The 20,892-nt window shown below is 69.6% G+C and carries 15 protein-coding genes and 4 pseudogenes; 5 read left to right on the plus strand and 14 right to left on the minus strand.

Features of this window, described 5'->3' with window-relative positions:
- Positions 1 to 33 precede the first annotated feature (33 nt).
- From trpC to trpE, 5 genes are all read right to left on the minus strand, one after another.
- Positions 34 to 825 (minus strand): indole-3-glycerol phosphate synthase TrpC, encoded by a 792-nt coding sequence (gene trpC, locus ACFJIX_RS04930; RefSeq protein WP_377158143.1) that lies wholly within the window; start codon positions 823 to 825, stop codon positions 34 to 36.
- Positions 826 to 905: 80 nt separating this feature from the next.
- Positions 906 to 1,946 (minus strand): anthranilate phosphoribosyltransferase, encoded by a 1,041-nt coding sequence (gene trpD / locus ACFJIX_RS04935; RefSeq protein WP_377158145.1) that lies wholly within the window; start codon positions 1,944 to 1,946, stop codon positions 906 to 908.
- Between the two features lie 13 nt (positions 1,947 to 1,959).
- Positions 1,960 to 3,030, minus strand: coding sequence for a low-specificity L-threonine aldolase (ltaE, locus tag ACFJIX_RS04940; RefSeq protein ID WP_377158147.1), 1,071 nt, complete (start codon positions 3,028 to 3,030; stop codon positions 1,960 to 1,962).
- The gene (locus ACFJIX_RS04945; protein WP_377158149.1) at positions 3,027 to 3,611 is read right to left on the minus strand and encodes an anthranilate synthase component II; all 585 of its coding nucleotides are present in this window, start codon (positions 3,609 to 3,611) and stop codon (positions 3,027 to 3,029) included. The genes ltaE and ACFJIX_RS04945 overlap by 4 nt, the downstream gene beginning before the upstream one ends.
- 27 nt (positions 3,612 to 3,638) lie before the next feature.
- On the minus strand, positions 3,639 to 5,123 hold the full coding sequence (gene trpE / locus ACFJIX_RS04950) for an anthranilate synthase component I (protein ID WP_377158150.1): 1,485 nt from the start codon (positions 5,121 to 5,123) through the stop codon (positions 3,639 to 3,641).
- Positions 5,124 to 5,603: 480 nt separating this feature from the next.
- Between trpE and ACFJIX_RS04955 the strand changes: the two are divergent.
- Positions 5,604 to 6,193: pseudogene (locus tag ACFJIX_RS04955) on the plus strand (chalcone isomerase family protein); the annotation flags it as partial.
- 45 nt (positions 6,194 to 6,238) lie between these two features.
- On the opposite strand, the gene gph reads toward ACFJIX_RS04955, so the two are convergent.
- Positions 6,239 to 6,898, minus strand: coding sequence for a phosphoglycolate phosphatase (gph, locus tag ACFJIX_RS04960; RefSeq protein ID WP_377158152.1), 660 nt, complete (start codon positions 6,896 to 6,898; stop codon positions 6,239 to 6,241).
- A gap of 20 nt (positions 6,899 to 6,918) precedes the next feature.
- Positions 6,919 to 7,851 (minus strand): LysR family transcriptional regulator, encoded by a 933-nt coding sequence (locus ACFJIX_RS04965; RefSeq protein WP_377158153.1) that lies wholly within the window; start codon positions 7,849 to 7,851, stop codon positions 6,919 to 6,921.
- 156 nt (positions 7,852 to 8,007) lie between these two features.
- On the opposite strand from ACFJIX_RS04965, the pseudogene ACFJIX_RS04970 reads away from it, so the two are divergent.
- Positions 8,008 to 9,116, plus strand: a pseudogene (locus ACFJIX_RS04970) (alkene reductase).
- A gap of 43 nt (positions 9,117 to 9,159) precedes the next feature.
- On the opposite strand, the pseudogene ACFJIX_RS04975 reads toward ACFJIX_RS04970, so the two are convergent.
- Positions 9,160 to 10,678 (minus strand): annotated as a pseudogene (locus tag ACFJIX_RS04975) (methyl-accepting chemotaxis protein).
- Between the two features lie 105 nt (positions 10,679 to 10,783).
- Positions 10,784 to 11,425, minus strand: a complete 642-nt coding sequence (locus tag ACFJIX_RS04980; protein ID WP_377158155.1) for an ATP-binding protein — start codon at positions 11,423 to 11,425, stop codon at positions 10,784 to 10,786.
- Positions 11,426 to 11,475: 50 nt separating this feature from the next.
- Here ACFJIX_RS04980 and ACFJIX_RS04985 point away from each other — a divergent pair, with 50 nt between their 5' ends.
- Positions 11,476 to 11,769 (plus strand): hypothetical protein, encoded by a 294-nt coding sequence (locus ACFJIX_RS04985; protein WP_377158157.1) that lies wholly within the window; start codon positions 11,476 to 11,478, stop codon positions 11,767 to 11,769.
- 40 nt (positions 11,770 to 11,809) lie between these two features.
- Here ACFJIX_RS04985 and ACFJIX_RS04990 read toward each other — a convergent pair whose 3' ends face one another.
- The 3 genes and pseudogenes from ACFJIX_RS04990 to ACFJIX_RS05000 form a co-directional block, all read right to left on the minus strand.
- A complete protein-coding gene (locus ACFJIX_RS04990; protein ID WP_377158159.1) occupies positions 11,810 to 12,343 on the minus strand; it encodes a hypothetical protein in 534 nt (177 codons plus the stop codon).
- The gene (locus tag ACFJIX_RS04995) at positions 12,318 to 13,019 is read right to left on the minus strand and encodes a heavy metal response regulator transcription factor (protein WP_377158160.1); all 702 of its coding nucleotides are present in this window, start codon (positions 13,017 to 13,019) and stop codon (positions 12,318 to 12,320) included. The genes ACFJIX_RS04990 and ACFJIX_RS04995 overlap by 26 nt, the downstream gene beginning before the upstream one ends.
- 73 nt (positions 13,020 to 13,092) lie before the next feature.
- Positions 13,093 to 14,182: pseudogene (locus ACFJIX_RS05000) on the minus strand (alpha/beta fold hydrolase).
- A 41-nt stretch (positions 14,183 to 14,223) separates the two neighbouring features.
- Between ACFJIX_RS05000 and ACFJIX_RS05005 the strand changes: the two are divergent.
- Both ACFJIX_RS05005 and ACFJIX_RS05010 read left to right on the plus strand, forming a co-directional pair.
- On the plus strand, positions 14,224 to 15,351 hold the full coding sequence (locus ACFJIX_RS05005; RefSeq protein WP_377158162.1) for a patatin-like phospholipase family protein: 1,128 nt from the start codon (positions 14,224 to 14,226) through the stop codon (positions 15,349 to 15,351).
- A gap of 23 nt (positions 15,352 to 15,374) precedes the next feature.
- Positions 15,375 to 16,544: a hypothetical protein gene (locus ACFJIX_RS05010; protein WP_377158164.1), complete on the plus strand. Its 1,170-nt coding sequence runs from the start codon at positions 15,375 to 15,377 to the stop codon at positions 16,542 to 16,544.
- On the opposite strand, the gene ACFJIX_RS05015 is transcribed toward ACFJIX_RS05010, so the two are convergent.
- Positions 16,522 to 18,129, minus strand: coding sequence for a CHAT domain-containing protein (locus ACFJIX_RS05015; protein WP_377158166.1), 1,608 nt, complete (start codon positions 18,127 to 18,129; stop codon positions 16,522 to 16,524). The two genes, ACFJIX_RS05010 and ACFJIX_RS05015, sit on opposite strands and share 23 nt — an antisense overlap.
- Complete coding sequence (locus ACFJIX_RS05020) at positions 18,122 to 20,620, minus strand: GAF domain-containing protein (RefSeq protein ID WP_377158168.1); 2,499 nt, start codon at positions 20,618 to 20,620, stop codon at positions 18,122 to 18,124. The genes ACFJIX_RS05015 and ACFJIX_RS05020 overlap by 8 nt, the downstream gene beginning before the upstream one ends.
- Between the last annotated feature and the right edge of the window lie 272 nt (positions 20,621 to 20,892).

Here is a 20,892-nt window from a genome sequence, read left to right on the forward strand (position 1 = left end):
GGGCGTTCTTCAGCAGGACCGGGCAGCGATCCATCAGCGGAACAGCGCCGACAGCGCCGCGCCCGGATCGGGCGCACGCATGAACGCCTCGCCGACGAGGAAGGCATGGACCCGCGCGTCGCGCATGCGCTGCACGTCGGCGGGGCCGAGGATGCCGGACTCCGTCACCAGCAGACGATCCGCCGGCACGTGCTTCAGCAGTCCGAGCGTCGTGTCCAGCGTGACCTCGAAGGTCTTCAGGTTGCGGTTGTTGATGCCGACCATCGGGGTCTTCAGGCGCAACGCACGCTCGAGTTCCGCGCCGTCATGGACCTCGACCAGCACGTCCAGGCCGAGGCCCAGCGCGCAGTCCTCGAGCTCGGCCATCAGACCGTCGTCCAGGCTCGCCGCGATCAGCAGGATGCAGTCGGCGCCCATCGCGCGGGCTTCGTAGACCTGGTACGGATCGATCATGAAGTCCTTGCGCAGCACCGGCAGCGCGCACGCCGCGCGGGCCTGCTTCAGGAATTCGATCGAGCCCTGGAAGTGCGGCGCATCGGTCAGCACGCTCAGGCAGGCCGCACCGTGCTGCTCGTAGCTGCGGGCGATGTCGGCGGGACGGAAGTCCTCGCGCAGCACGCCCTTGCTCGGGCTGGCCTTCTTGACCTCGGCGATGACGCCGCTGCGGCCGTCGGCGATCTTGGCGCGCAGCGCCTTCACGAAACCGCGCGTCGGCTCGGCGCGGGATTCGGCTTCAGCGCGCAGCGCGGCGAGCGGCACGCGCGCCTGCGCCGCGGCGACTTCCTCGCGCTTGACGGCGTTGATGCGATCCAGGATGTCAGACATAAGACTCTCACTTCATGCCGGCGCGAGGGCCGGGCGCTACCGCGGCGAGGCCCGATCGGCCCTGCCGCGTCTCGGACGTCTCAGGCTTGCGCGGCGGCCTGCCGCTGCGTCTCGGCCACGAACTGATCCAGCTTCGCGCGTGCGGCGCCGGACTCGATCGCGACTCGCGCCTTGGCGATGCCGTCGGCGATGGACTCGACCACGTTGGCCGCATACAGCGTCGCGCCCGCGTTCAGCAGCACGATGTCGCGCGCCGCGCCGGGCTCGTTGCCGAGCACGCCCAGCAGCACCTGGCGGCTCTCTTCCGGCCCGCTGACGCGCAGGTTGCGGCTCGCGACCATCGGCATGCCGAAGTCCTCGGGATGGATCTCGTACTCGCGGATCTCGCCGTTCCTCAGCTCGCCGACCAGCGTCGCCGCGCCCAGCGAGATCTCATCCATGTTGTCCTTGCCGTAGACGACCACCGCGTGCTGCGCGCCCAGGCGCTGCATCACGCGGACCTGGATGCCGACGAGGTCCGGGTGGAACACGCCCATCAGGATGTTGGGCGCGTCGGCCGGGTTGGTCAGCGGTCCCAGGATGTTGAAGATCGTGCGCACGCCGAGTTCCTTGCGGACGGGCGCGATGTTCTTCATCGCCGGATGATGGTTGGGCGCGAACATGAAACCGATGCCAGTCTTGCGGACGCACTCGGCGACCGCCTGCGGCGGCAGCGACAGCGTCACGCCGAGGGCCTCCAGCACGTCCGCGCTGCCGGTCTTGGACGACACGCTGCGGTTGCCGTGCTTGGCGACCTGCGCGCCGGCCGCGGCCGCGACGAACATCGAGCAGGTCGAGATGTTGAACGTGTGCGCGCCGTCGCCGCCGGTGCCGACGACGTCGACCAGATGCGGCCCGGGCTCGATCGGCACCTTGACGGAGAACTCGCGCATCACCTGCGCGGCGGCGGTGATCTCGCCGATGGTTTCCTTCTTGACCCGCAGGCCGATCAGGATCGCCGCGGCGGTGACCGGCGAGATGTCGCCGCTCATGATGCGGCGCATCAGCGCCAGCATCTCGTCGTGGAAGATCTCGCGGTGCTCGATGACGCGGGTCAGCGCCTCGTTGTCGGTGATGGGCATGGCGATCTCCCGCTCAGGCGTTGAAGAACCGGCGCGTCGCCGCGACCGCGCGATCGACGCCCGTGGCGTCCACGTCGAGATGGGTGACGAAGCGCAGCTTGTACAGGCCGGTCGTGAGCACGCCTTCCGACTTCAGATGCTCGACCAGCTTCGCCGCAATGCCCTTGTCGACGTCGCAGAACACGATGTTGGTCTGCGGCGCTTCGACCGTCAGACCCGGCAGTCCTTGCAGGCCTTCGGCAAGGCGTTTGGCCAGCGCATGGTCCTCGACCAGGCGCTTCACCTGGTGATCGAGCGCGTAGTGCGCCGCCGCCGCGAGCAGCCCGGCCTGGCGCATGCCGCCGCCGAGCATCTTGCGCCAGCGGTGCGCGCTCTTGATGAGCTCGCGCGAGCCGCACAGCACCGAACCGACCGGCGCGCCCAGGCCCTTGGAGAAGCAGACCGACACGCTGTCGAAGTGCGAGCAGATGCGCCTGGCCGCGTCGTACGGATCGCTCCCATCGCGCGCGGCGACGGCGACCGCCGCGTTGAACAGGCGCGCGCCGTCGAGGTGGCGCGACAGGCCATGGCGCTTCGCCAGCTCGGACGCCGCGGCAAGGTAGTCCATCGGCAGCACCTTGCCGCCGATCGTGTTCTCGAGCGCCAGCAGCCGGGTGCGCGCGAAGTGCGCGTCGTCGGGCTTGATGTTGGCCTCGATGTCGGCCAGCGGCAGCGAGCCGTCCGGCGCGTGGTTCAGCGGCTGCGGCTGGATCGAGCCCAGCACCGCGGCGCCGCCGCCTTCCCAGCGGTAGGTGTGGGCGAACTGGCCGACGATGTACTCGTCGCCGCGCTGGCAGTGCGCCATCAACGCGCAGAGGTTGCTCTGCGTGCCGGTGGGCATGAACAGCGCCGCCTCGAAGCCGAGCCGCTCCGCCAGCGCCGCCTGCAGCGCGTTGACGCTCGGATCGTCGCCGAAGACGTCGTCGCCCAGCGCCGCGGCCGCCATCGCCGCGCGCATCCCGGCGGTCGGCTGCGTGACGGTGTCGCTGCGCAGATCGACGAGGTCTGCGCGGGGGTGCGAGGCCGTGTTCGTGCTCGTGTTCATCGTGCCAACTCCAGGAAGTTCTTGAGCATCGCGTGGCCGTGCTCCGAGAGGATGGATTCGGGATGGAACTGGACGCCTTCCAGCGGCGTCGCGGTGCCGGCCAGCGCGCGGTGACGCACGCCCATGATCTCGCCGTCCTCGCTGCGGGCGCTGATCTCCAGCGCCGCGGGCATCGTCGATTCCTCGATCGCCAGCGAGTGGTAGCGGATCACGTCGAAGCGCTCGGGCAGTCCGCTGAAGACGCCCTGCGTGTCGGTCGTGATCGTCGAGGACTTGCCGTGCATCTGCACCTTGGCGCGGATGATGTTGCCGCCCAGCGCGGCGCCGATGCTCTGGTGGCCCAGGCACACACCCAGGATCGGCAACTGGCCGATGAAGCGCTGGATCGCCGGCACGCAGACGCCCGCTTCCTTGGGCGTGCACGGGCCGGGCGAGAGCACCAGATGCGTCGGGTTCAGCGCGGCGATCCCGTCGAGCGTGATCTGGTCGTTGCGGACCGTCTTCACCTCGGCGCCGAGCTCGGCGAAGTACTGCACCAGGTTGAAGGTGAAGCTGTCGTAGTTGTCGATCATCAGCAGCATGTCGTTGCTCCTTCGTTCACTTCAGCTTCAGAAGCCTTCTTCGACCAGTTCCGCGGCGCGCAGCAGCGCGCGCGCCTTGGCCTCGGTCTCCTTCCATTCGAGCTCGGGCACCGAGTCCGCCACGATGCCCGCCGCCGCCTGCACGTACAGCACCTGGTCCATGACGATGCCGGTGCGGATCGCGATGGCCAGGTCCATGTCGCCGCCGAAGCTCAGGTAGCCGCAGGCGCCGCCGTAGATGCCGCGCTTGACGGGTTCGAGCTCGTCGATGATCTCCATCGCGCGGATCTTGGGCGCGCCCGACAAGGTGCCGGCGGGGAAGCTGGCGCGGAACACGTCCATGTTGCCGATGCCAGGTTTCAGGATGCCTTCGACATTGCTGACGATGTGCATCACGTGCGAGTAGCGTTCGACCGCGAAGGCGTCCGTCACCTTCACGCTGCCGGTCTGTGCGATGCGGCCGATGTCGTTGCGGGCCAGGTCGATCAACATCAGGTGCTCGGCACGTTCCTTCGGATCGGCCTTGAGCTCGACCTCGAGCGCCTGGTCCTGCTCCGGCGTGCCGCCGCGCGGACGCGTGCCGGCCAGCGGACGGATCGTGACCTTGCGGCCGTCGGGCGTCTGCTCCTGGCGCACCAGGATCTCGGGCGAGGCGCCGACGATCTGGAAGTCCCCCATGTCGTAGAAGTACATGTAGGGGCTGGGATTCAGCGAGCGCAACGCGCGGTAGAGGCTCAGCGGCGACTCGGTGTAGCGCTTCTTCAACCGCTGGCCGAAGACGATCTGCATGCAGTCGCCGGCGGCGATGTAGGCCTTGGCCTTGTCGACGGAGGCGAGGAAGTCGGCCTTGGCGAACTCGCGCTCGACCGGATGCGCCTGCGCCCGCGCGACGCGCGGCGCGGCGACCGAATAGCCCAGCTTGTCCTTCAGCTCGGTGAGGCGCTTCTTCGCCTTGAAGTAGGCCTCGGACTGACCAGGGTCGGCGTAGACGATCAGGTAGAGCTTGCCCGACAGGTTGTCGATGACGGCCAGCTCCTCGCACTGCAGCAGCATCACGTCGGGCGTCGGCAGGCCGCCGGGCGCGGTGGATCCGGCCAGGCGCGGTTCGATGTAGCGGACGGCGTCGTAGCCGAAGTAGCCGGCCAGTCCGCCGCAGAAGCGCGGCATGCCGGGCCGGAGCGCGACCTTGAAGCGCTGCTGGTAGGCCTCGATGAAGGCGAGCGGGTCGCCCTCGTGGGTCTCGATCACGGCGCCGTCGCGGATCACGCGGGTGACCGGCCCTTCGCTCTTCAGCACGGTGCGCGCGGGCAGGCCGATGAAGGAGTAGCGGCCGAAGCGCTCGCCCCCGACCACCGATTCCAGCAGGAAGCTGTGGCGGCCCGGGCCGTTGCCGGCACAGAGCTTCAGGTAGAGCGAGAGCGGGGTCTCGAGATCCGCGAAGGCCTCGCTGATCAGCGGGATGCGGTTGTAGCCGTCGGCGGCCAGGCTCTGGAATTCCAGTTCGGTGATCACGTCGTCAAACCTCTCGTCGGTTGCGGCGTGTCGTCAGTGACGCAGGGCATCACGACGCGCGCGCAAGCGGTAACTCAGGTCGCCTGTTGGACCTGCCCCGTACGGTAGGGTGCAGAGGATGTGTGACGGTTCCCGCGTCCGGGGGATAGGGGTGGACGGCGGGTGGCAAGCATCAGGCGGCTTCAGGTGAAGTCGTGCCAGGATCGCCAGGGCCAGGCTCCCCGGTCGTTCGACCCCTTGATGTGCTTGCGCGTGATAAACATGGTGCGGACCAGTGTAGCAGGCGGCGTAGCAGGAGGATTCCCGGAGGCCCCGCTTCGGGTGCCTGGCGGATACTTCGCATCCAGAGCCGACCGTGGAGCCGGCCGACCCCTGGAGGGAAAGAGACAACATGTCCAAGCGCAAAGTCCTGAAGGCCGCGGGCGTGCTCGCGATCGCGATGCTGGCGCCGTTCGCGGCGTCGGCCCAGTCGACGCCCCGGCCGCCTCCGCGGCCGCTGCGGCCACCGCGCCGATCGAGGTGGCCGGCGTCAAGTACGACGGCACCGTGGAGGTGGCCGGCCAGAAGCTGCTGCTCAACGGCGCGGGGATCCGCTACAAGGCGATCTTCAAGGTCTACACGGCCGGCCTCTACATGAACGCGAAGGCGACCACGCCGGAGGCCGTGCTGGCCAACAACGGGCCCAGCGCATCCACATCCAGATGCTGCGCGACATCGACGGCGAGGAGCTGGGCAAGCTCTTCACCAAGGGCATGGAGCAGAACGCGTCGCGCGAGGAATTCGGACGGTCGATCTCCGGCGTGCTGCGCATGTCGGAGATCTTCGTGCAGAAGAAGAAGCTCAAGACGGGCGAGAGCTTCGGCGTGGACTACATCCCCGGGACGGGCACGGTGGTCTTCGTCAACGGCCAGTTGATCCCCGGCGACCCGATCAAGGGCGAGGACTTCTTCAACGTGCTGCTGAAGATCTGGCTGGGCAAGTCGCCGGCGGACAGCGACCTGAAGGTCGCGCTGCTCGGCGGCGCGAAGGCGGTGGCGAGCAACCGCAACGCGGCGGGCAGCGGGCGCTGAAGCGCCCCTCCTCCGAGCCCTTCCCCGGCGGCGCTTCCCGGACGCTCAGCCGAGCAGTTCGTCGAGCCGATCGATGTAGCGCTCCGCGGGCACCTCGCGGATCGGCTGCCCGTGGTTGTAGCCGTAGCTGACGAGCGCGATCGGGCAACCGGCGGCATGCGCGGCGCGGGCGTCGTTGCTGGAGTCGCCGATCATCCAGGTCGTCGCGGGCGCTGACCCGAGCGCCTCGCAGGTCTTGAGCAGCGGCATCGGATCGGGCTTCTTGCGCTCGAAGTCGTCGCCGCCGAAGACGCGGTCGAAGTAGCCGTCCAAGCCCTTGCGCTTGAGCAGTTCCCGCGCGAACGCGGCCGGCTTGTTGGTCAGGCAGGCCATCGGCAGGCCGAGCGCCTTCAGCGCGTCCAGCCCTTCGATCACGCCGGGGAACACGTCGGCGTGCTCGCCGTTGAGCACCTCGTAGTGGCGCTGGTAGAGCGCCCAGGCCTGCTCGTAGTGTTCCTGAGGCGCGCCGGCTTCGGCGAGCACGCTGCGGATCAGATGCTCGCTGCCCTGCCCGATCGTGTGTTCGATGAAGTCGCGCTGGACGGCGGGCAAGGCCATGTCGGCCATCACGCGGTTCAGCACCGCGACGAAATCACCCAGCGTGTCGACGAGCGTGCCGTCGAGGTCGAGCATGAAGGCGGTGGGAGTCGGATCGAGAGCGGGCATGCCGTCATCCTAGCCGCGCCTCACGCCTTCTTCGACGAAGCCACCTCGCCTTGCGCCGCCACCTCGGCCGCGACCTCCGCCACCAGCGCCCTCAACCACCGGTGCGCCGGATCGTCGCGATATCTCACATGCCACGCGATCTCCACCGGGAAGGTGCCGAGGTCCACCGGCGACGGCAGCACCTTCAGCCGCTTGTCGGAGGCCAGCTTGCGGCAGATCTGCGCCGGCAGCGTCGCACAGTAGTCCGTCACCGCGACGACCTCCGGCACCGCCAGGAAGTGCGTCACCGACACGGCGACCTCGCGCTTCAGGCCCTGCTTCTCCAGCGCCTGGAACAGCCCCACGCGCAGCCGGCCCGGCGGCAGCACGTTCACGTGCTTGAGCTGCTCGTACTGCTTGCGCGTCAGCTTGCGATCCACGGCAGGATGTCCGCGCCGCACGATGCACGCCAGCCCGTCCTCCATCACCTTCTGCACCACGAGGTTGTCCGGCGGCTCGACCACCCGGCCCAACACCATCGCCGTCGAGCCCGAGATCACGCCGGTCTCCGCCAGGTCGGTGCCGAACGGCGTCAGCCGCACCGCCATGTTCGGCGCCCGCTGCCGCAGCCGCGCGACGATCGCCGGCACCAGCACCAGCTCGACATAGCTGTTCGGCGCGAGCGTCACCAGCTGCGTCGACTTCCCCGGATCGAAGTCCTGCTGGCCGAGGATCGCCGCATCCAGGCTGGCCAGCGCGGCGGCAATGATCGGCGCGAGTTCCTCCGCCTTCTGCGTCGGCTGCATGCCGTAGCGCTCCCGGATGAAGAGCGGATCCATCAGCATCGCCCGCAACCGCGTCAGCGCGTTGGACAGCGCCGGCTGCGTGATGCCCAGCCGCTGCGCCGCGCGGGTCACGCTGCGCTCCTCCATCACCGCCAGGAAGACCGGCAGCAGGTTCAGGTCGTATCGCATCCAGCCATGTTGCCCGACGCATATCTGTTGTTCAACGGATAAATTGGATGAATGTGGCGCCGATGCCCAGACTTCGTCCTGTCATCGAGCCGCCGACACGATTCCTCCGACATCAGACGGCTCACCACGCTCCGACTCAACGTGAAAGGAACCGTCATGTCCACCCCCATCGCCGCCTCCGACCAGAAGCTCTTCACCCCCGGCCGCATCGGCGCGATCGAGGTCCGCAACCGCGTCGCGATGGCGCCGCTGACCCGCTCCCGCGCCAGCGCGGACGGCGTGCCGTCGCCGCTGGCCGTCGAGTACTACCGTCAACGCGCCTCCGCCGGACTGATCGTGGCGGAGGCGACCAACATCTCCCGCCAGGGCCGCGGTTATGCGTGGACGCCGGGCATCTACACGCCCGAGCAGGTCGAGGCGTGGAAGCGCGTCACCGATGCCGTGCATGCCGACGGCGGCAAGATCGTGCTGCAGCTCTGGCACGTGGGCCGCATGTCGCATGTGAGCCTGCAGGAGGACGGCGCCGCGCCGGTCGCGCCGTCCGCCCTCCAGGCGGGCACGGTCGTCTTCACCGAGGCCGGCTTCGAGCCGCCGTCGGCGCCGCGCGCGCTGGCGCTGTCCGAGCTCCCCGGCCTGGTCGAGGACTACCGCCGCGCCGCGGTCAACGCGAAGCTCGCGGGCTTCGACGGCGTGGAGATCCACGCGGCCAACGGCTATCTGCTGGAGCAGTTCCTGCGCGATAGCACCAACCGTCGCACCGACCCGTACGGGGGATCGATCGAGAACCGTGCGCGCTTCGTGCTCGAAGTCGTGGATGCCGTGACCGAAGTGTGGGGCGCGGACCGCGTCGGCCTGCGCCTGTCGCCGCTGTCGACGGCGATCGGCGATACGCCGATCGACAGCACGCCGGCCGAGACCCACGGCTACCTGGCCCGCAAGCTCGGCGAGCGGGACTGGCCTATCTCCACGTCGTGGAGGGTCAGCTGCATGCCGGCAACGGCGCCGATGCCTTCGACGTCGAAGCGCTGCGCTACGCCTTCGGCGGTGCCTACATCGCCAACAACGGCTACGACCGCCAGCGCGCGTTGAATGCCACGTCCTCAGGTCACGCGGACATGGTCGCCTTCGGCAAGCCCTTCATCGGGAACCCGGATTTGGTCGAGCGTCTGAAGGGCAATCTGCCGCTGTTCGACGCGCCGCAGTCGGCGTACTTCGGCGGCGGCGCGGAGGGCTACACGCAGTTCAGCGAGCAAGCCGCTGCATAGACCCCGTCTTGCTCCCTCTCCCGCAAGCGGGAGAGGGCGTCATTCAGGAGAACACGCCGACGGCGGTCACCAGCACCTGCGACTGCTGCTCCAGCGATTCCGCCGCTGCGGACGCCTGCTCCACCAGCGCCGCGTTCTGCTGCGTCGCCTGGTCCATCTGCGCGATGGCCTGGTTGATCTGCTCGATGCCCGAGGTCTGTTCCTGGCTGGCGCTGGAGATCTCGCCGACGATGTCGGTGACCCGCTTCACGCTGCCGACGATCTGCGACATCGTTGCGCCCGCCTGGCCGACCAGCACGCCGCCCGCCTCGACCTTCTGCACCGAGTCGCCGATCAGCGTCTTGATCTCCTTGGCCGCCGTCGCGCTGCGCTGCGCCAGCGTGCGCACCTCCGAGGCCACGACCGCGAAGCCGCGCCCCTGCTCACCGGCCCGTGCCGCCTCCACCGCCGCATTCAGCGCCAGGATGTTGGTCTGGAACGCGATCCCGTCGATCGTGCCGATGATGTCGACGATCTTGTTGGACGAACTGCTGATCGACGCCATCGTCGCCACCACCTCGTCGACCACCTTGCCGCCCTGCACCGCGATCTCGGACGCGGACATCGCCAGCTGGTTGGCCTGGCGCGCGTTGTCGGCGCTCTGCTTGACCGTCGCCGTCAGTTCTTCCATCGAGGCCGCCGTCTCTTCCAACGCGCTCGCCTGCGATTCGGTGCGCGAGGACAGGTCGCGGTTGCCGGCGGCGATCTCGCCGGCGGCCGTCGCGATCGTGTCGGTGGAGCCGCGGATCTGGCCGACGGTCGTCGACAGGCTGCGCTGCATGCGGTCCATCGCGGACAGCAGGCTGTCGGCGTGCGCGCCGCGCAGGTCGACCGCCACGTTCAGGTCGCCCGCGCCGATGCGGTGGACGATGTCCGCGGCATACGCCGGTTCGCCGCCCAGCTGCCGATAGATGCTGCCAGCCAGGCGCCAACCCAGCACGCCGACCACCGCCATCAGCGCCAGGCCGATGGACAGCAGCACCACGGCGCTGCGCCAGAAGGCGTTGTCGATGTCATCGATGTAATCGCCAAAACCGATGATCCAGTCCCAGGGCTCGAAGCGGACCACCGCGTAGAGCTTCTCGACCTCGTCCTTCGTGTTGGGCCGCGTGCCCAGCGCGATCACGGTGCCGACCTTCTTGCCTTCCAGCGCGGTGCGGTAGCGCACGCCGGCTTCCTTGCCGCCCCTTGGCGTCGACGATGCCGACGCGCTTCGGGTTCGGGTGGACGAGGTTGACGTCGTCGCTGTACCCGCGGACGAAGAAGTAGAGCTCGTCCTTGCGGAAGCTGCCGATGATCAGCTTGCCCTGCTTCTGCGCCTCCTCGCGGGTGATCTTGCCCGCGGTCTCCTGCTCATGCAGCTTTTCCAGCGCCGACTGCGCCAGCACCACCAGCGTGGACAGCTGCGCGGTGCGCTCTTTCATCATCGTCTGGCGCAGCGTCGTCAGGGACACCGCGGCCAGGACCACCATGCCGATCAGCGCGGCAAGACACAGGAAGAGGATTCGGGTTCGGAGTTTCATGAGGACGTGTGGAAGGCTGGCGGCCGCACGCGGCGGACGGGATGGCCCGAACGGGCCATCCGGGTTTATCGGCCAGTTCCCGCGCCTGCCGAGCCCAGGCCCCGGCTAACGCACGGTGTTATCCGTCACAACCGCACGGATCGGGGTCCGGAGCGTGAAACCGATTTCGGTCTTCCCGTCGGCCGACGCCGCGAAGGTCTCGCCGCCATGCATGCGGGCGACCGCGCGCACGATGGCCAGCCCGAGGCCGAAGCGGTCCCCCGCCTTCGAGCGCGAGGACTCGCCGCGCCAGAAGCGGTCGAACATGCGCCGACGAATGTCCTCGGGAATCGGATCGCCCGGGTTGATCACGACGATCTTCACGCCGTCGGCGTCACCCGTCATGCCCTCTCCGCGGCTCACATCGCGCAAGCCCTGACCCTCCCCGGCGCGCTCGATCCGCACCGTCAGCGTCGCGCCATCCGGTGCGTGCCGCGACGCATTGGTCAGAAGATTGACGAGCGCTCGTCGCAGCAACGCGCGGTTGACCGGCATCCGATGGTCGCCTTCGACCGCCAGCCGCTGCTGCTTCTCGTCGAGCAGGATCTCGACGAACTCGCCCACGCCCAGCGCCTCGTCGCGCAGCGACAGCTCGACCAGATCGGCCGCCGCATCGCCCTGGTCGGCGCGCGCGAGGAACAGCATGTCGTTGATCATCGACGCCATGCCACGCAGTTCTTCGAGGTGGGACTCCAGCACGTCGCGCATCTCGGCCTCCGGCCGGTCCCCGCGACAACACCACCTCGGCGCCGTTGATCATGATCGCCAGTGGCGTGCGCAGCTCGTGGGCGACGTTCGCATTGAAGCCCTCGAGCTGGTGCCACGCCTCCTCCATCCGCGACAGCACCTCGTTGAAGCGCTGCGCCAGCGGCATCAGCTCGGCGCTGTCCTCGGGCAGCGTGAGCCGGCGCGACAGCGCGCCGGGCTGGATCACGGCGGCCTCGCGCGACAGCGCCGACAACGCGCGCAGTCCGCGCCGCGTCGCCAGCCACGCCAGCGCAATCGTGCACAGCACGCCGGCCACGCCGACCATCAGGCCCGCGTCGTCATAGGTCGACAGCATCTGCTGGCGCGGCCTCGGGTCCATTCCGATCAGCACCTGCGCATCGGGGAACACCGCGTGATCGGCAGACGGAAATGCGCGCCGCGCAGCTCGACGCCATCCTGCCGACGCAGCCAGACCTTTTCGCCGTCGCGCTGCACCGACGGCGGCATGGGTTCCGCGCCGTACAGCAGCGCGCCATCGCGCCCGACCAGCCACACGTTCCAGCGGAAGCGCCCGCCGACGCTCGTCGCCGCCAGGTGGCGGCGCAACATCGGCAGATCGTCCATCGATCGCGCCTCGCCGATGAAGTGCTTCACGACCTCCGTCTTGCCGAGCAGGTCGGCGCGCTCGTCGGCGATCAGCACCTGCTCCAGCGCCTTGTGCAACAGGAAACCGGCGGCGGAGAACACCACCACCGCCACCAGCGCCAGCATCAGCACCAGCCGCGCGGAGATCGAGCCCAGCCGGCCCGCGCTGATCGGGACGCCTTCGTGAGCACGATCGGCCGGGTCGGCCGGGTGGGCCGCATCGGCAGGAACGGCGGCACCGGGCGCCTCATGTCGAGGGCACCTCCAGCACATACCCCATGCCGCGCACGGTGCGCAGCATCTTGGTTTCGAACGGGTCGTCGACCTTGGCGCGCAGACGCCGCACCGCGACATCGACGACGTTGGTGTCGCTGTCGAAGTTCATGTCCCAGACCTGCTCCGCGAGCACGGTGCGCGACAGCACCTCGCCGCGACGCCGCATCAGCAGCGCGAGCAGTTGAAACTCCTTGTTGGTGAGCACTATGGACTGACCGCCGCGGAAGGCCTTGCGTCGCGCGAGATCCAGCTGGAGATCGCCGAGCGTGAGCATCGTTTCCGACATGCCGCCCGCACCGGCGCCCGATCCCGAGCGCACGCCGCGGCGGCGCAGCGCGGTCAGCCGCGCGAGCAGCTCCGAGAACGCGAAGGGCTTGACGAGGTAATCGTCGGCGCCCTCCTGCAGGCCGTGCACGCGGTCCTCGACGCCGTCCCGCGCGGTCAGCATCAGCACGGCGACGTCCTTCTCCGCCTTGATCGCCTTCAGCACGCTGAAGCCGTCGATGCCCGGCAGCATCACGTCGAGCACGATCAGGTCGTACTCGCCATTCAGCGCCAGGTGGCGGCCGTCGATGCCGTCGGCCGCCACGTCGACGACGTAGCCGTTCTCCGTCAGTCCTTTGCGGAGGTAACCGGCGAGCTTCGGTTCATCTTCGACGACGAGGACACGCATGTCTGCTCCTTGATCGCCGCCGCCGCCGGGCTCCCTGCCCGGCGGCGGCGCGTGGCGGATTATCGGCAGCAAGTCAGCGCTGGCCCTGCGCGGCCTTGACGATCAGGTCGGCGACCGCCTGCGGCTGAGACAGCAGCGAGACGTGGCTGGCATTCAGTTCGATCGTCGCGGCCCCCATGCGCTGCGCCATGAAGCGCTGAAGCTCGGGGTTGATGGTCCGGTCCTGCGTCGACACGGCGTACCAGGTCGGCTTCACGCGCCAGGCGGCGACCGTCGTCTTGCCGCTCGCCACGGCGCGGGCGAAGGGCTGCTGCACGGCGAAGTAGCTGAGCGCCTCGGCGGACGGCAGGTCCCCCGCGAAGTCCTTCAGGAAGGCGTCCTGCGACAGGCTGCCCCAGTCGCCGCTCCACTTCAGGCCGGCGGCCGCGGGGGGCCGTCGGGAACTTGCGGGTCAGCGCGGGGTAGTCCTCGCCGGCGTCCGGCGCGCGCGCCGCGATGTAGACCAGGCCGCTGACCTTGGGATCGGCGCCGGCCTCGGTGATCACCATGCCGGCGTACGAGTGGCCGACCAGCAGCGTCGGGCCGTCCTGCTGCGCCAGCGCGCGCTTCACGGCGTCCGCGTCGTCCTGCAGGCTGGTCAGCGGGTTCTGCACCGAAGTCACGTGCAGGCCCTTGGCCTGCAGCAGCGGGATCACCTTGCCCCAGCTGGAGCCGTCGGCGTACAGGCCGTGCACCAGCACGACGTTGTGGACGGCGATCGGCGCGGACTTGGCCGTGACGGGCGCGGACTGCGGGGAAGGCGCGGCATCGGTCTCGGCATGCGCGGCGCCGAGGGACACGGTCGCGACGAAGGCGGTGGCCATCAACTGGCCGAGGAAGGTCTTGCGGTTCATGAGGCTCTTTCGCGTGGATCGGACGCCGTCATCGGCGTCCTGCCTATAGGGAAGATTCGGGAAGATTCGGGTGAGAGTCGCAGCGGCCCGGTGCCGACTGCTTGGAATGAACTGTAGAAACCGGGCTCCCACGCCAGACGCACAGCCACATGACAAGTTTGAAATCTTCGCGGGCAGGTGCCGGCCGCCACCCCCTGCGCCATCGCGCGTCCCGTCTCCCTGCGGCATCCGGGCCGGCACCCCCAACTTGACAGATTGCGGACCGCCCATGCGAGGCCTAGGCTCAACGATCCACACTGCGGGAGACCGCCATGCCCTTCGACCATGACGCGCGCACCAGCGGCATCGCGCTGGCACTCTCGGGCGGGGGCTTCCGCGCCGTGCTGTTCCACGTCGGCGTGCTGTGGCGGCTCAACGAGCTCGGCGTGCTGGGCAGGCTGGCGCGGATCTCCAGCGTGTCCGGCGGCTCCATCGCCTCGGGGTTGCTGGCCGTGCGCTGGCCTCGGCTCGCGTTCGACAAGGACCGCCGCTCCGCGCTCTTCGAGGCCGAGGTCGCCGCGCCGCTGCGCGAGTTCTGCGCGCGCAACATCGACGTCGCCTCGGTGCTGTCCGGCGCGTTCAATCCGTTCCGCTCGGCCGGAGAAGCCGTCGCCGACGAGTACCGCAAGCGCCTGGGCCTCGACGTCTCGCTGCAGTCGCTGCCGGACGAACCGCGCTTCGTCTTCAACGCCACCAACTACGCGACCGGGGTCAGCTTCCGCTTCTCCAAGCCCTATGCGGGGGACTACCGCATCGGCCTGATCCCGAAGCCGCGCTTCGACGTGGCGACGGCGGTCGCCTGCTCCAGCGCGTTCCCGCCGGTGCTGGCGCCCATCGAGCTGGACGTCCACCCCGAGGACTTCACGAAGGTCGACGGCGCCGATCTCTACGACCAGATCGACTACCGCCGCCGGCTGATGCTGGCCGACGGCGGCGTCTACGACAACCTGGGGCTGGAGACGGTCTGGGGCCGCTACGAGACGGTGCTGGTCAGCGACGCCGGCAAGCCCTTCGACATCGACGCGGGCATCGGCACGATGGCGCCGCGCCAGATCATGCGCACGATGGACATCGGCCTGAACCAGGCGCTGGCGCTGCGCAAGCGCATGCTGATCGCGGCCTACGCCCGCGGCGACGCGAAGGGCGCGTTCTGGGCCATCGACACCGACATCGCCGACTACCCGGCCACCGAAGAGGCCCAGTTGCCCGTTGCTCTCGCGCGTGTCGCCGACCTGGCCGCGATCCGGACCCGGCTCGACCGCTTCAAGGAGCAGGAACAGTGCGAGCTGATCAACTGGGGCTATGCCGTCAGCGACGCCGCGGTGAGATCGCGCGCACCGCACGTGGCACTGCGGCATCAGTCGCCGGCGTGGCCGTATCCGAAGCACGCGCTGAACTGAGGAAGCCCGGCTGACGCCGCGCCATGGCCGACATCTTCCGCATCGAGCTGCTGCCGGCGCGCCATGGCGACTGCCTGCTGCTCGAGTACGGAGACGCCGCGCGACCGCATCGCGTGCTGATCGACGGCGGTCCGATCGGCGCGTACGGCGCGCTGTCGCAACGTCTGGCCGCGCTGCCCGACGACGAGCGCGAGCTGGAACTGCTCGTGATCACGCACGTCGACGGCGATCACATCGAGGGTTGCCTCAAGCTGCTGAACCACCGCGAGCTGGCCACCTTCCGCGACATCTGGTTCAACGGCTGGCCGCACATCGCGCAGCCGCTGAAGGAGCCGCCGCCGCCCCGGCCCGGCGCGACGGGCGGCCACGGCGCCACGGACGTGAACGCCCAGCGCAGCGCGCTGCAGGGCTCGATGATCAGCGTCCGCATCGAGGACCGGCAGTGGAACGCGGCCTTCCAGGGCGCGCCGATCTTCGTGCCGGCGATCGGCCCGCTGCCCGTGCGCGAGTTGCCCGGCGGCCTGCGCCTGACGCTGCTGTCGCCGACGCTGGAGAAGCTCGAGAAGCTGCGCGCCGCGTGGGACCGCGCGCTGGAGCGCGCCGAGCTGGACGCCACCGATGAAGCGGCACTCGGCGCTCGCCTCGAAGGCCGCGCCGCGTTCCGTTCCGGCGGACTGCGCCGGCGTCCGAAGCCCGAGGAGATGCTGTCCTCGACGGCGCTGGCGCTCGGGCCCATCGACAACGCCGTGGCCAACGGCTCCAGCATCGCCGTGGTCGCCGAGTACCAGGGCCGCCGCATCGCGCTGCTCGGTGACGCGCACGCGCCGACGCTGACCGCCGCGTTGCGGCGCCTCGCCGGCGCGGCGGGCGAACCGCGCCTGCGACTCGATGCGGTGAAGATGGCCCACCACGGCTCCGCCGCCAACCTGAGCGAGGATTTCCTCAGCCGGATCGAGTGCAGCACCTGGCTGATCTCCACCGACGGCAGCATCTTCAACCACCCGGACGACGAGGCGATCCACACCGTCGTGCGGCACGTGCCGGGCGCGCGGCTGCTCTTCAACTACCGCTCCGCGCGCACGGCGCCGTGGGACGAGCCGGCCATGCGCGCCGCGCACGGCCACGAGGCCTTCTACCCGGCGGACGCCGCGGCGGGCCTCTCGCTCGACCTCATGACGGGACACCCGACGTGACCAGCATGGCCGAGGCCCAGGCGTTGTCCTGGCCTTCGTAGCGGCGGTAGAGCCGCCGCCGCGCGTGCCCGAAGGCCGCGTCCAGCGAGCGGCTGCGCTGCAGCATCCGGTAGAAGAGCAGCGCCTGCACGGCCGCCGTGCGGTCGTTGACCCGGCAGCGATAACCGAGCACGGCGTGGATGCCGGCCTCGGCGGCCAGCGTCGCGAAGCCCGAGTTGCCGCTCTCGCAGCTGCTCAGGTAGACGAAGCGCGTGTCGCGCAGGTAGCTGAGGATGTCGCCGAAGTCGACGCATTGCGGCTCTTCCTTCGGTCCGACGAACAGGAAGCCGGTCCCGCCCAGCTGCCGCGCACCGGCCGGCTGGAAGCAGGTGTGGCCGGCGAAGTGGATCAGGTCCCAGCCGCCGTCGCCCAGCGCCGCCACGAGGCTCTCGCGGCTGAGCGGGCCGTCGAGGCCGATCACGCTGACGTTGCGCTCGTGGAAGAGCGGCTGGCCGCTGCGCGGGTCGGGCCGCGTCAGCAGCTTCTTCACGCGCGCGCACTCGCGCCGGACCGCCGTCAGCGGCGCGAGCTGCAGCGCGCCGCCCTTGAGCTGGTCGTCGTAGGCCGTGCCGTGCGTGTCCGCGCAGATCAGCAGCGCGCGGCGGGCCGCCACGGGGCCGGCGAACAGGCTGCTCTGGCTCTCCTTCGAGGCCGCGAGCCGCCGCGACATCGACGCTGCCTTGGCCAGCCAGGGGACCTCCTGCGAGGGCTCGAACATGGCCTCGAGCAGCAGCGGATAGCAGTCCTCCGACACCTCGAAAGTGATGCGGTCCGTCACGTCCTTGCCGGCCTCGCCGAGCTGCTGGAAGGCCTTGAGCCGCGCGTTCTCGCGCTGCAGGCGGAAGCTCTCCTGGTCCTCGCACAGCGCGATGCGGATGCTCTTGCCGATGCGGGAGAACTCCTTGTACCAGTCCGGCTCGTGCATGTACTGGGCCTGCCAGTCGAGCCGTGCCGACTTGCTGACCGTCAGCGGCCCCGCGCCCTGGAACTGGAAGTCGATGCCATGCATCTCGAAGCGCCAGTTGTCCGCGATCGCGGAGACCCGGATGTCGAGGCAGGGATTCAGCGCGGCGACGCGTGCCCGGCCGCCGCGGCCCGCGAGCGCGCCGTTCCCGGCGTCGCCCCCTGCATCGCCACCCGCGCCGGAGCCCTCCGCTTCGGACGACTCCAGACCCAGCAGCTCCAGCGCGAAGCTCCCGGCCGACGCCGGATCCGCATGCAGCGTCACCCGCAGCCGGATGCAGGCCATGTTCAGCTCGGTGGTCATCGCCGGCGCGAGCAGCATCATCGGCGTGTTGCCGAGCACGCGAACCTCGCGGCAGAAGGCCAGGCCGCCGTCCTCCGCGACGACCGCGCCCGCGTCGTCGGCCAGCTGGCTGCCGACGATGATGTAGTCGAAGGGCTGGCCGGTCAGCAGCTCCAGTCCGGTCTCGCGGTTGGTCTCTTCCTGGATCGTGTGACGGCCGAGCTGCCGCAGCTGCTTCTTGATCTGCGGGCCGAGGCTGCCCTGCTGCTGCGGGCTGAGCACGAGGAGGATGTCAGCCATGGACCCTCCTGCGCAGGAAGCTCAGCACGAACTCGGTGTCGCCGTCCGGCAGCACGCTGGCCTTGAGCGCGCCGCCCTGGTTCTTCATCAGCTTGCCGAGCAGCGGATTGGCCAGCCGCAGGTCCGCCTGCGCCGCCTCGGGCGCGGAGAAGCGCTCGCCATGGCGCCGCGCCGGCGGCAGCCGGCCGCGCAGCCGCAGGAAGACCAGGTCGTCGTCCGGCACCAGCGTCAGCCGCACCATCGCCGTCTCCGGCGCCGCGCGCAGCAGCACCGACAGCAGACTCTCCACGACGATATGCAACTGCATGTGGTCGGCCTCCACCTCCACCTTGCGCGCCGCGGTCTCGAACACGACCTTGCGTCGCTCCGATGCAGCCAGGCTGGAAAGCAGCGCGTCGATCTCGCAGTCCAGCCGGATGGTGCTCGCGACGCGCGAGGCGACCCGCGCCTCGCGGTTGTACATGGCCAGCCGCGTGAACGCGTGCTTCACGCGCCCCAGCTGCCGGAGCACGGTCTGCAGCTCCCGGCCGCGCGCCTGCTCACGGGCCGCGTCCGAGCCGAACGCCGCCTCGAGCTGATCCTCCAAGCACGACATCGCCATGCCCAGCGGCGCCTGCGTCTCGACGGCCAGTTCGTAGGCGGTCTCCTCGAGGAACTCCAGCTGCACCGAACGCCGGATCGGCCGCAGGTCGCGCGCGATGAAGACATGCCCGCCGAGCTTGCCGGGGAAGTCGCGCCGCGTGATGAAGACCGGCAGGCCGCCCGCCTCCGACGAGGTGTCGGGCACGGCAGCGATCGCGGCCTCGGGCGCCTCGTCGACGGCGACGCCCCTGCGGCACACGCGCAGTTCGCCGATGCGGTCCCCCGCCTCGGTGCCGTCGAGCAGCGCCGCCAGCGGCTCCGGGTTCTGGAACAGTTCCAGCAGGCTGCGCCCTTCCAGCGTCTTCGGCGCCGCGCCGAACAGCGCCTCCGCCGCCGGATTGACGCGGCGGATGCGCAGCTTGGCGTCGGTCGCGATGATCGGATCGGAGACGTTGTTGACGCACTCCGTCATCAGCGTCAGGTCGCTGATGCGCTCCATCGCGCCGGCCACCTCGTGCGCGATGTCGGTCAGTTGCCGCACGTGTTCCCGGGAGAACGCGTTCACCCGCGGATCGTCGACGTTGACGATGAAGCGCACCCGCTCGCCTTCCGAGAACATGATCGGCACGGCCAGTTCCGAACGGATCGGTTCGCCGTCGGGGGTCCGGAGGTACTCGGCATCGCGCGTGACGTCGGGGATCTTCTGCGGCTGCATCGTCCGCACGACCCGGCCGAGGATGCCCTGGCCGATGCCCTGCGAGTAGTCGCCCCAGGACACGCCGGTGTCCACGGCGAATCCGTCGTCGCCGAGCCGGGCCGAGGCCACGCGCACGATCGCCTCGCGCGCGCTGTCGATCCGGAACAGCGACACGTGCCGCCAGTCGAAGATCTCGACCAGCGCATCGGACAGGCACCGGCACGCGCCCTGAATGTCGACGCAGCGGTTGAGCGCGCGGAACATCTGCAGCTGGCGTCGGTCGCGCTCGCGATCCGCGTGGTCCAGGCTGCACAGCACCGCCTCGATCAGCGGGAGCTGGTTGAACAGCGCGAGGTGCTGCTCGTCGTAGGCGCCGCGCTCGCGGCTGAGCAGCGTCATGATCGCGACGGTCCGCTCGTCCTCGCCTTCGCCGCGCGTGATGCGGCGCCACATGCTGGACTTCAGGTCCATGGCGTGCATCTGCCGGCACATCGGCTCGTCGGCCATGTCGGCCCACGGGGGTTCGCTCATCACCGTCTCGAAGTCGTGGACGCCGCCGTCGTTGTCTTCCATGAACGCGCGTTGCGCGGCGTTCAGCTCATACCAGGCCGTCGGCACGTCCTGCCGGAATGGCGGATGGTTGAAGACGATCTCCGATTCCCAGGCACTGTCGTCCTCCACGACGCGCGACACCAGCATCAGGTCGAAGGGCAGTTCCCGGCGCAGCGCCTCGGCCACCAGCGGCAGCAGGTCCGGGCGACCGGCATGGCTCAGCGTCAGCGCGCGCACCTGGTCGGTCAGCACCTGGTGCTGCAGGCTGCGGAAGAAGCCCAGCGAGCCCACGACCGTGCCGCGCTCATCCATCAGCGGCAGGCCCGTCACCTCGACGGCCACCTGCCGCTCCGGATCGTCCTGGCAGGTCAGCGTGACGCGGTAGGCGCCGAGCTCCCGGTTGCGACGCCCGCGCGTCTCCTCGTCGAGCACGCGACCCGCTTCGCCGGCGAAGAGCCGGTCCAGGCGCAACTGCCCGACATGCTCGACCCCGCTCATCGCCAGCGCGGCCGCGTTGGCGTAGAGCACGTTGTTGTCGAGGTCGCGCTGGATCACCGCGATCCGCGAGCCGTCGAAGACCGCCCGCTTCATCTGTCCCAGCATCGCGGCGGCTGCCGCCGAGGTGGGTCGCTGTGCGGAGTCTTGTGCGGAGTCATCCATGAGGCCGCCTCCTGGCCATCCCTGGCCCTCGTTCCCTTGCCGACATCCCTGGCCGGCATCCCTGCCGACCGCCTGAAGGCTACGCCGATTGATCGGCCGACGCGCCTGACAACATAGGGGTCCGAGGCCCGGGAGGCCCCATTTCATCGGTATTCCCCCGATGTCCGCCGACATCCGGCCGGCATTCCGTGGCCGCGGCGCCACGCGATGCTGGCGAACTGTGCTCCTTTGCGGCGGTCCGAACTGCATGCCCCACGGGGCGGCGCCGCTCT

The sequence above is a fragment of the Roseateles sp. UC29_93 genome, from assembly GCF_042695725.1.
GTDB classification, from domain to species: domain Bacteria; phylum Pseudomonadota; class Gammaproteobacteria; order Burkholderiales; family Burkholderiaceae_C; genus Roseateles; species Roseateles noduli_A.

Excerpts from the sequence above, each read along its gene's own strand:
- trpC (WP_377158143.1), bottom strand. The coding sequence starts at position 825 with ATGTCTGACATCCTGGATCGCATCAACGCCGTCAAGCGCGAGGAAGTC.
- trpD (WP_377158145.1), bottom strand. The coding sequence starts at position 1,946 with ATGCCCATCACCGACAACGAGGCGCTGACCCGCGTCATCGAGCACCGC.
- ltaE (WP_377158147.1), bottom strand. The coding sequence starts at position 3,030 with ATGAACACGAGCACGAACACGGCCTCGCACCCCCGCGCAGACCTCGTC.
- ACFJIX_RS04945 (WP_377158149.1), bottom strand. The coding sequence starts at position 3,611 with ATGCTGCTGATGATCGACAACTACGACAGCTTCACCTTCAACCTGGTG.
- gph (WP_377158152.1), bottom strand. The coding sequence starts at position 6,898 with ATGCCCGCTCTCGATCCGACTCCCACCGCCTTCATGCTCGACCTCGAC.
- ACFJIX_RS04965 (WP_377158153.1), bottom strand. The coding sequence starts at position 7,851 with ATGCGATACGACCTGAACCTGCTGCCGGTCTTCCTGGCGGTGATGGAG.
- ACFJIX_RS04980 (WP_377158155.1), bottom strand. The coding sequence starts at position 11,425 with ATGCGCGACGTGCTGGAGTCCCACCTCGAAGAACTGCGTGGCATGGCG.
- ACFJIX_RS04985 (WP_377158157.1), top strand. The coding sequence starts at position 11,476 with ATGATCGCCAGTGGCGTGCGCAGCTCGTGGGCGACGTTCGCATTGAAG.
- ACFJIX_RS04990 (WP_377158159.1), bottom strand. The coding sequence starts at position 12,343 with ATGTGCTGGAGGTGCCCTCGACATGAGGCGCCCGGTGCCGCCGTTCCT.
- ACFJIX_RS04995 (WP_377158160.1), bottom strand. The coding sequence starts at position 13,019 with ATGCGTGTCCTCGTCGTCGAAGATGAACCGAAGCTCGCCGGTTACCTC.
- ACFJIX_RS05005 (WP_377158162.1), top strand. The coding sequence starts at position 14,224 with ATGCCCTTCGACCATGACGCGCGCACCAGCGGCATCGCGCTGGCACTC.
- ACFJIX_RS05010 (WP_377158164.1), top strand. The coding sequence starts at position 15,375 with ATGGCCGACATCTTCCGCATCGAGCTGCTGCCGGCGCGCCATGGCGAC.
- ACFJIX_RS05015 (WP_377158166.1), bottom strand. The coding sequence starts at position 18,129 with ATGGCTGACATCCTCCTCGTGCTCAGCCCGCAGCAGCAGGGCAGCCTC.
- ACFJIX_RS05020 (WP_377158168.1), bottom strand. The coding sequence starts at position 20,620 with ATGGATGACTCCGCACAAGACTCCGCACAGCGACCCACCTCGGCGGCA.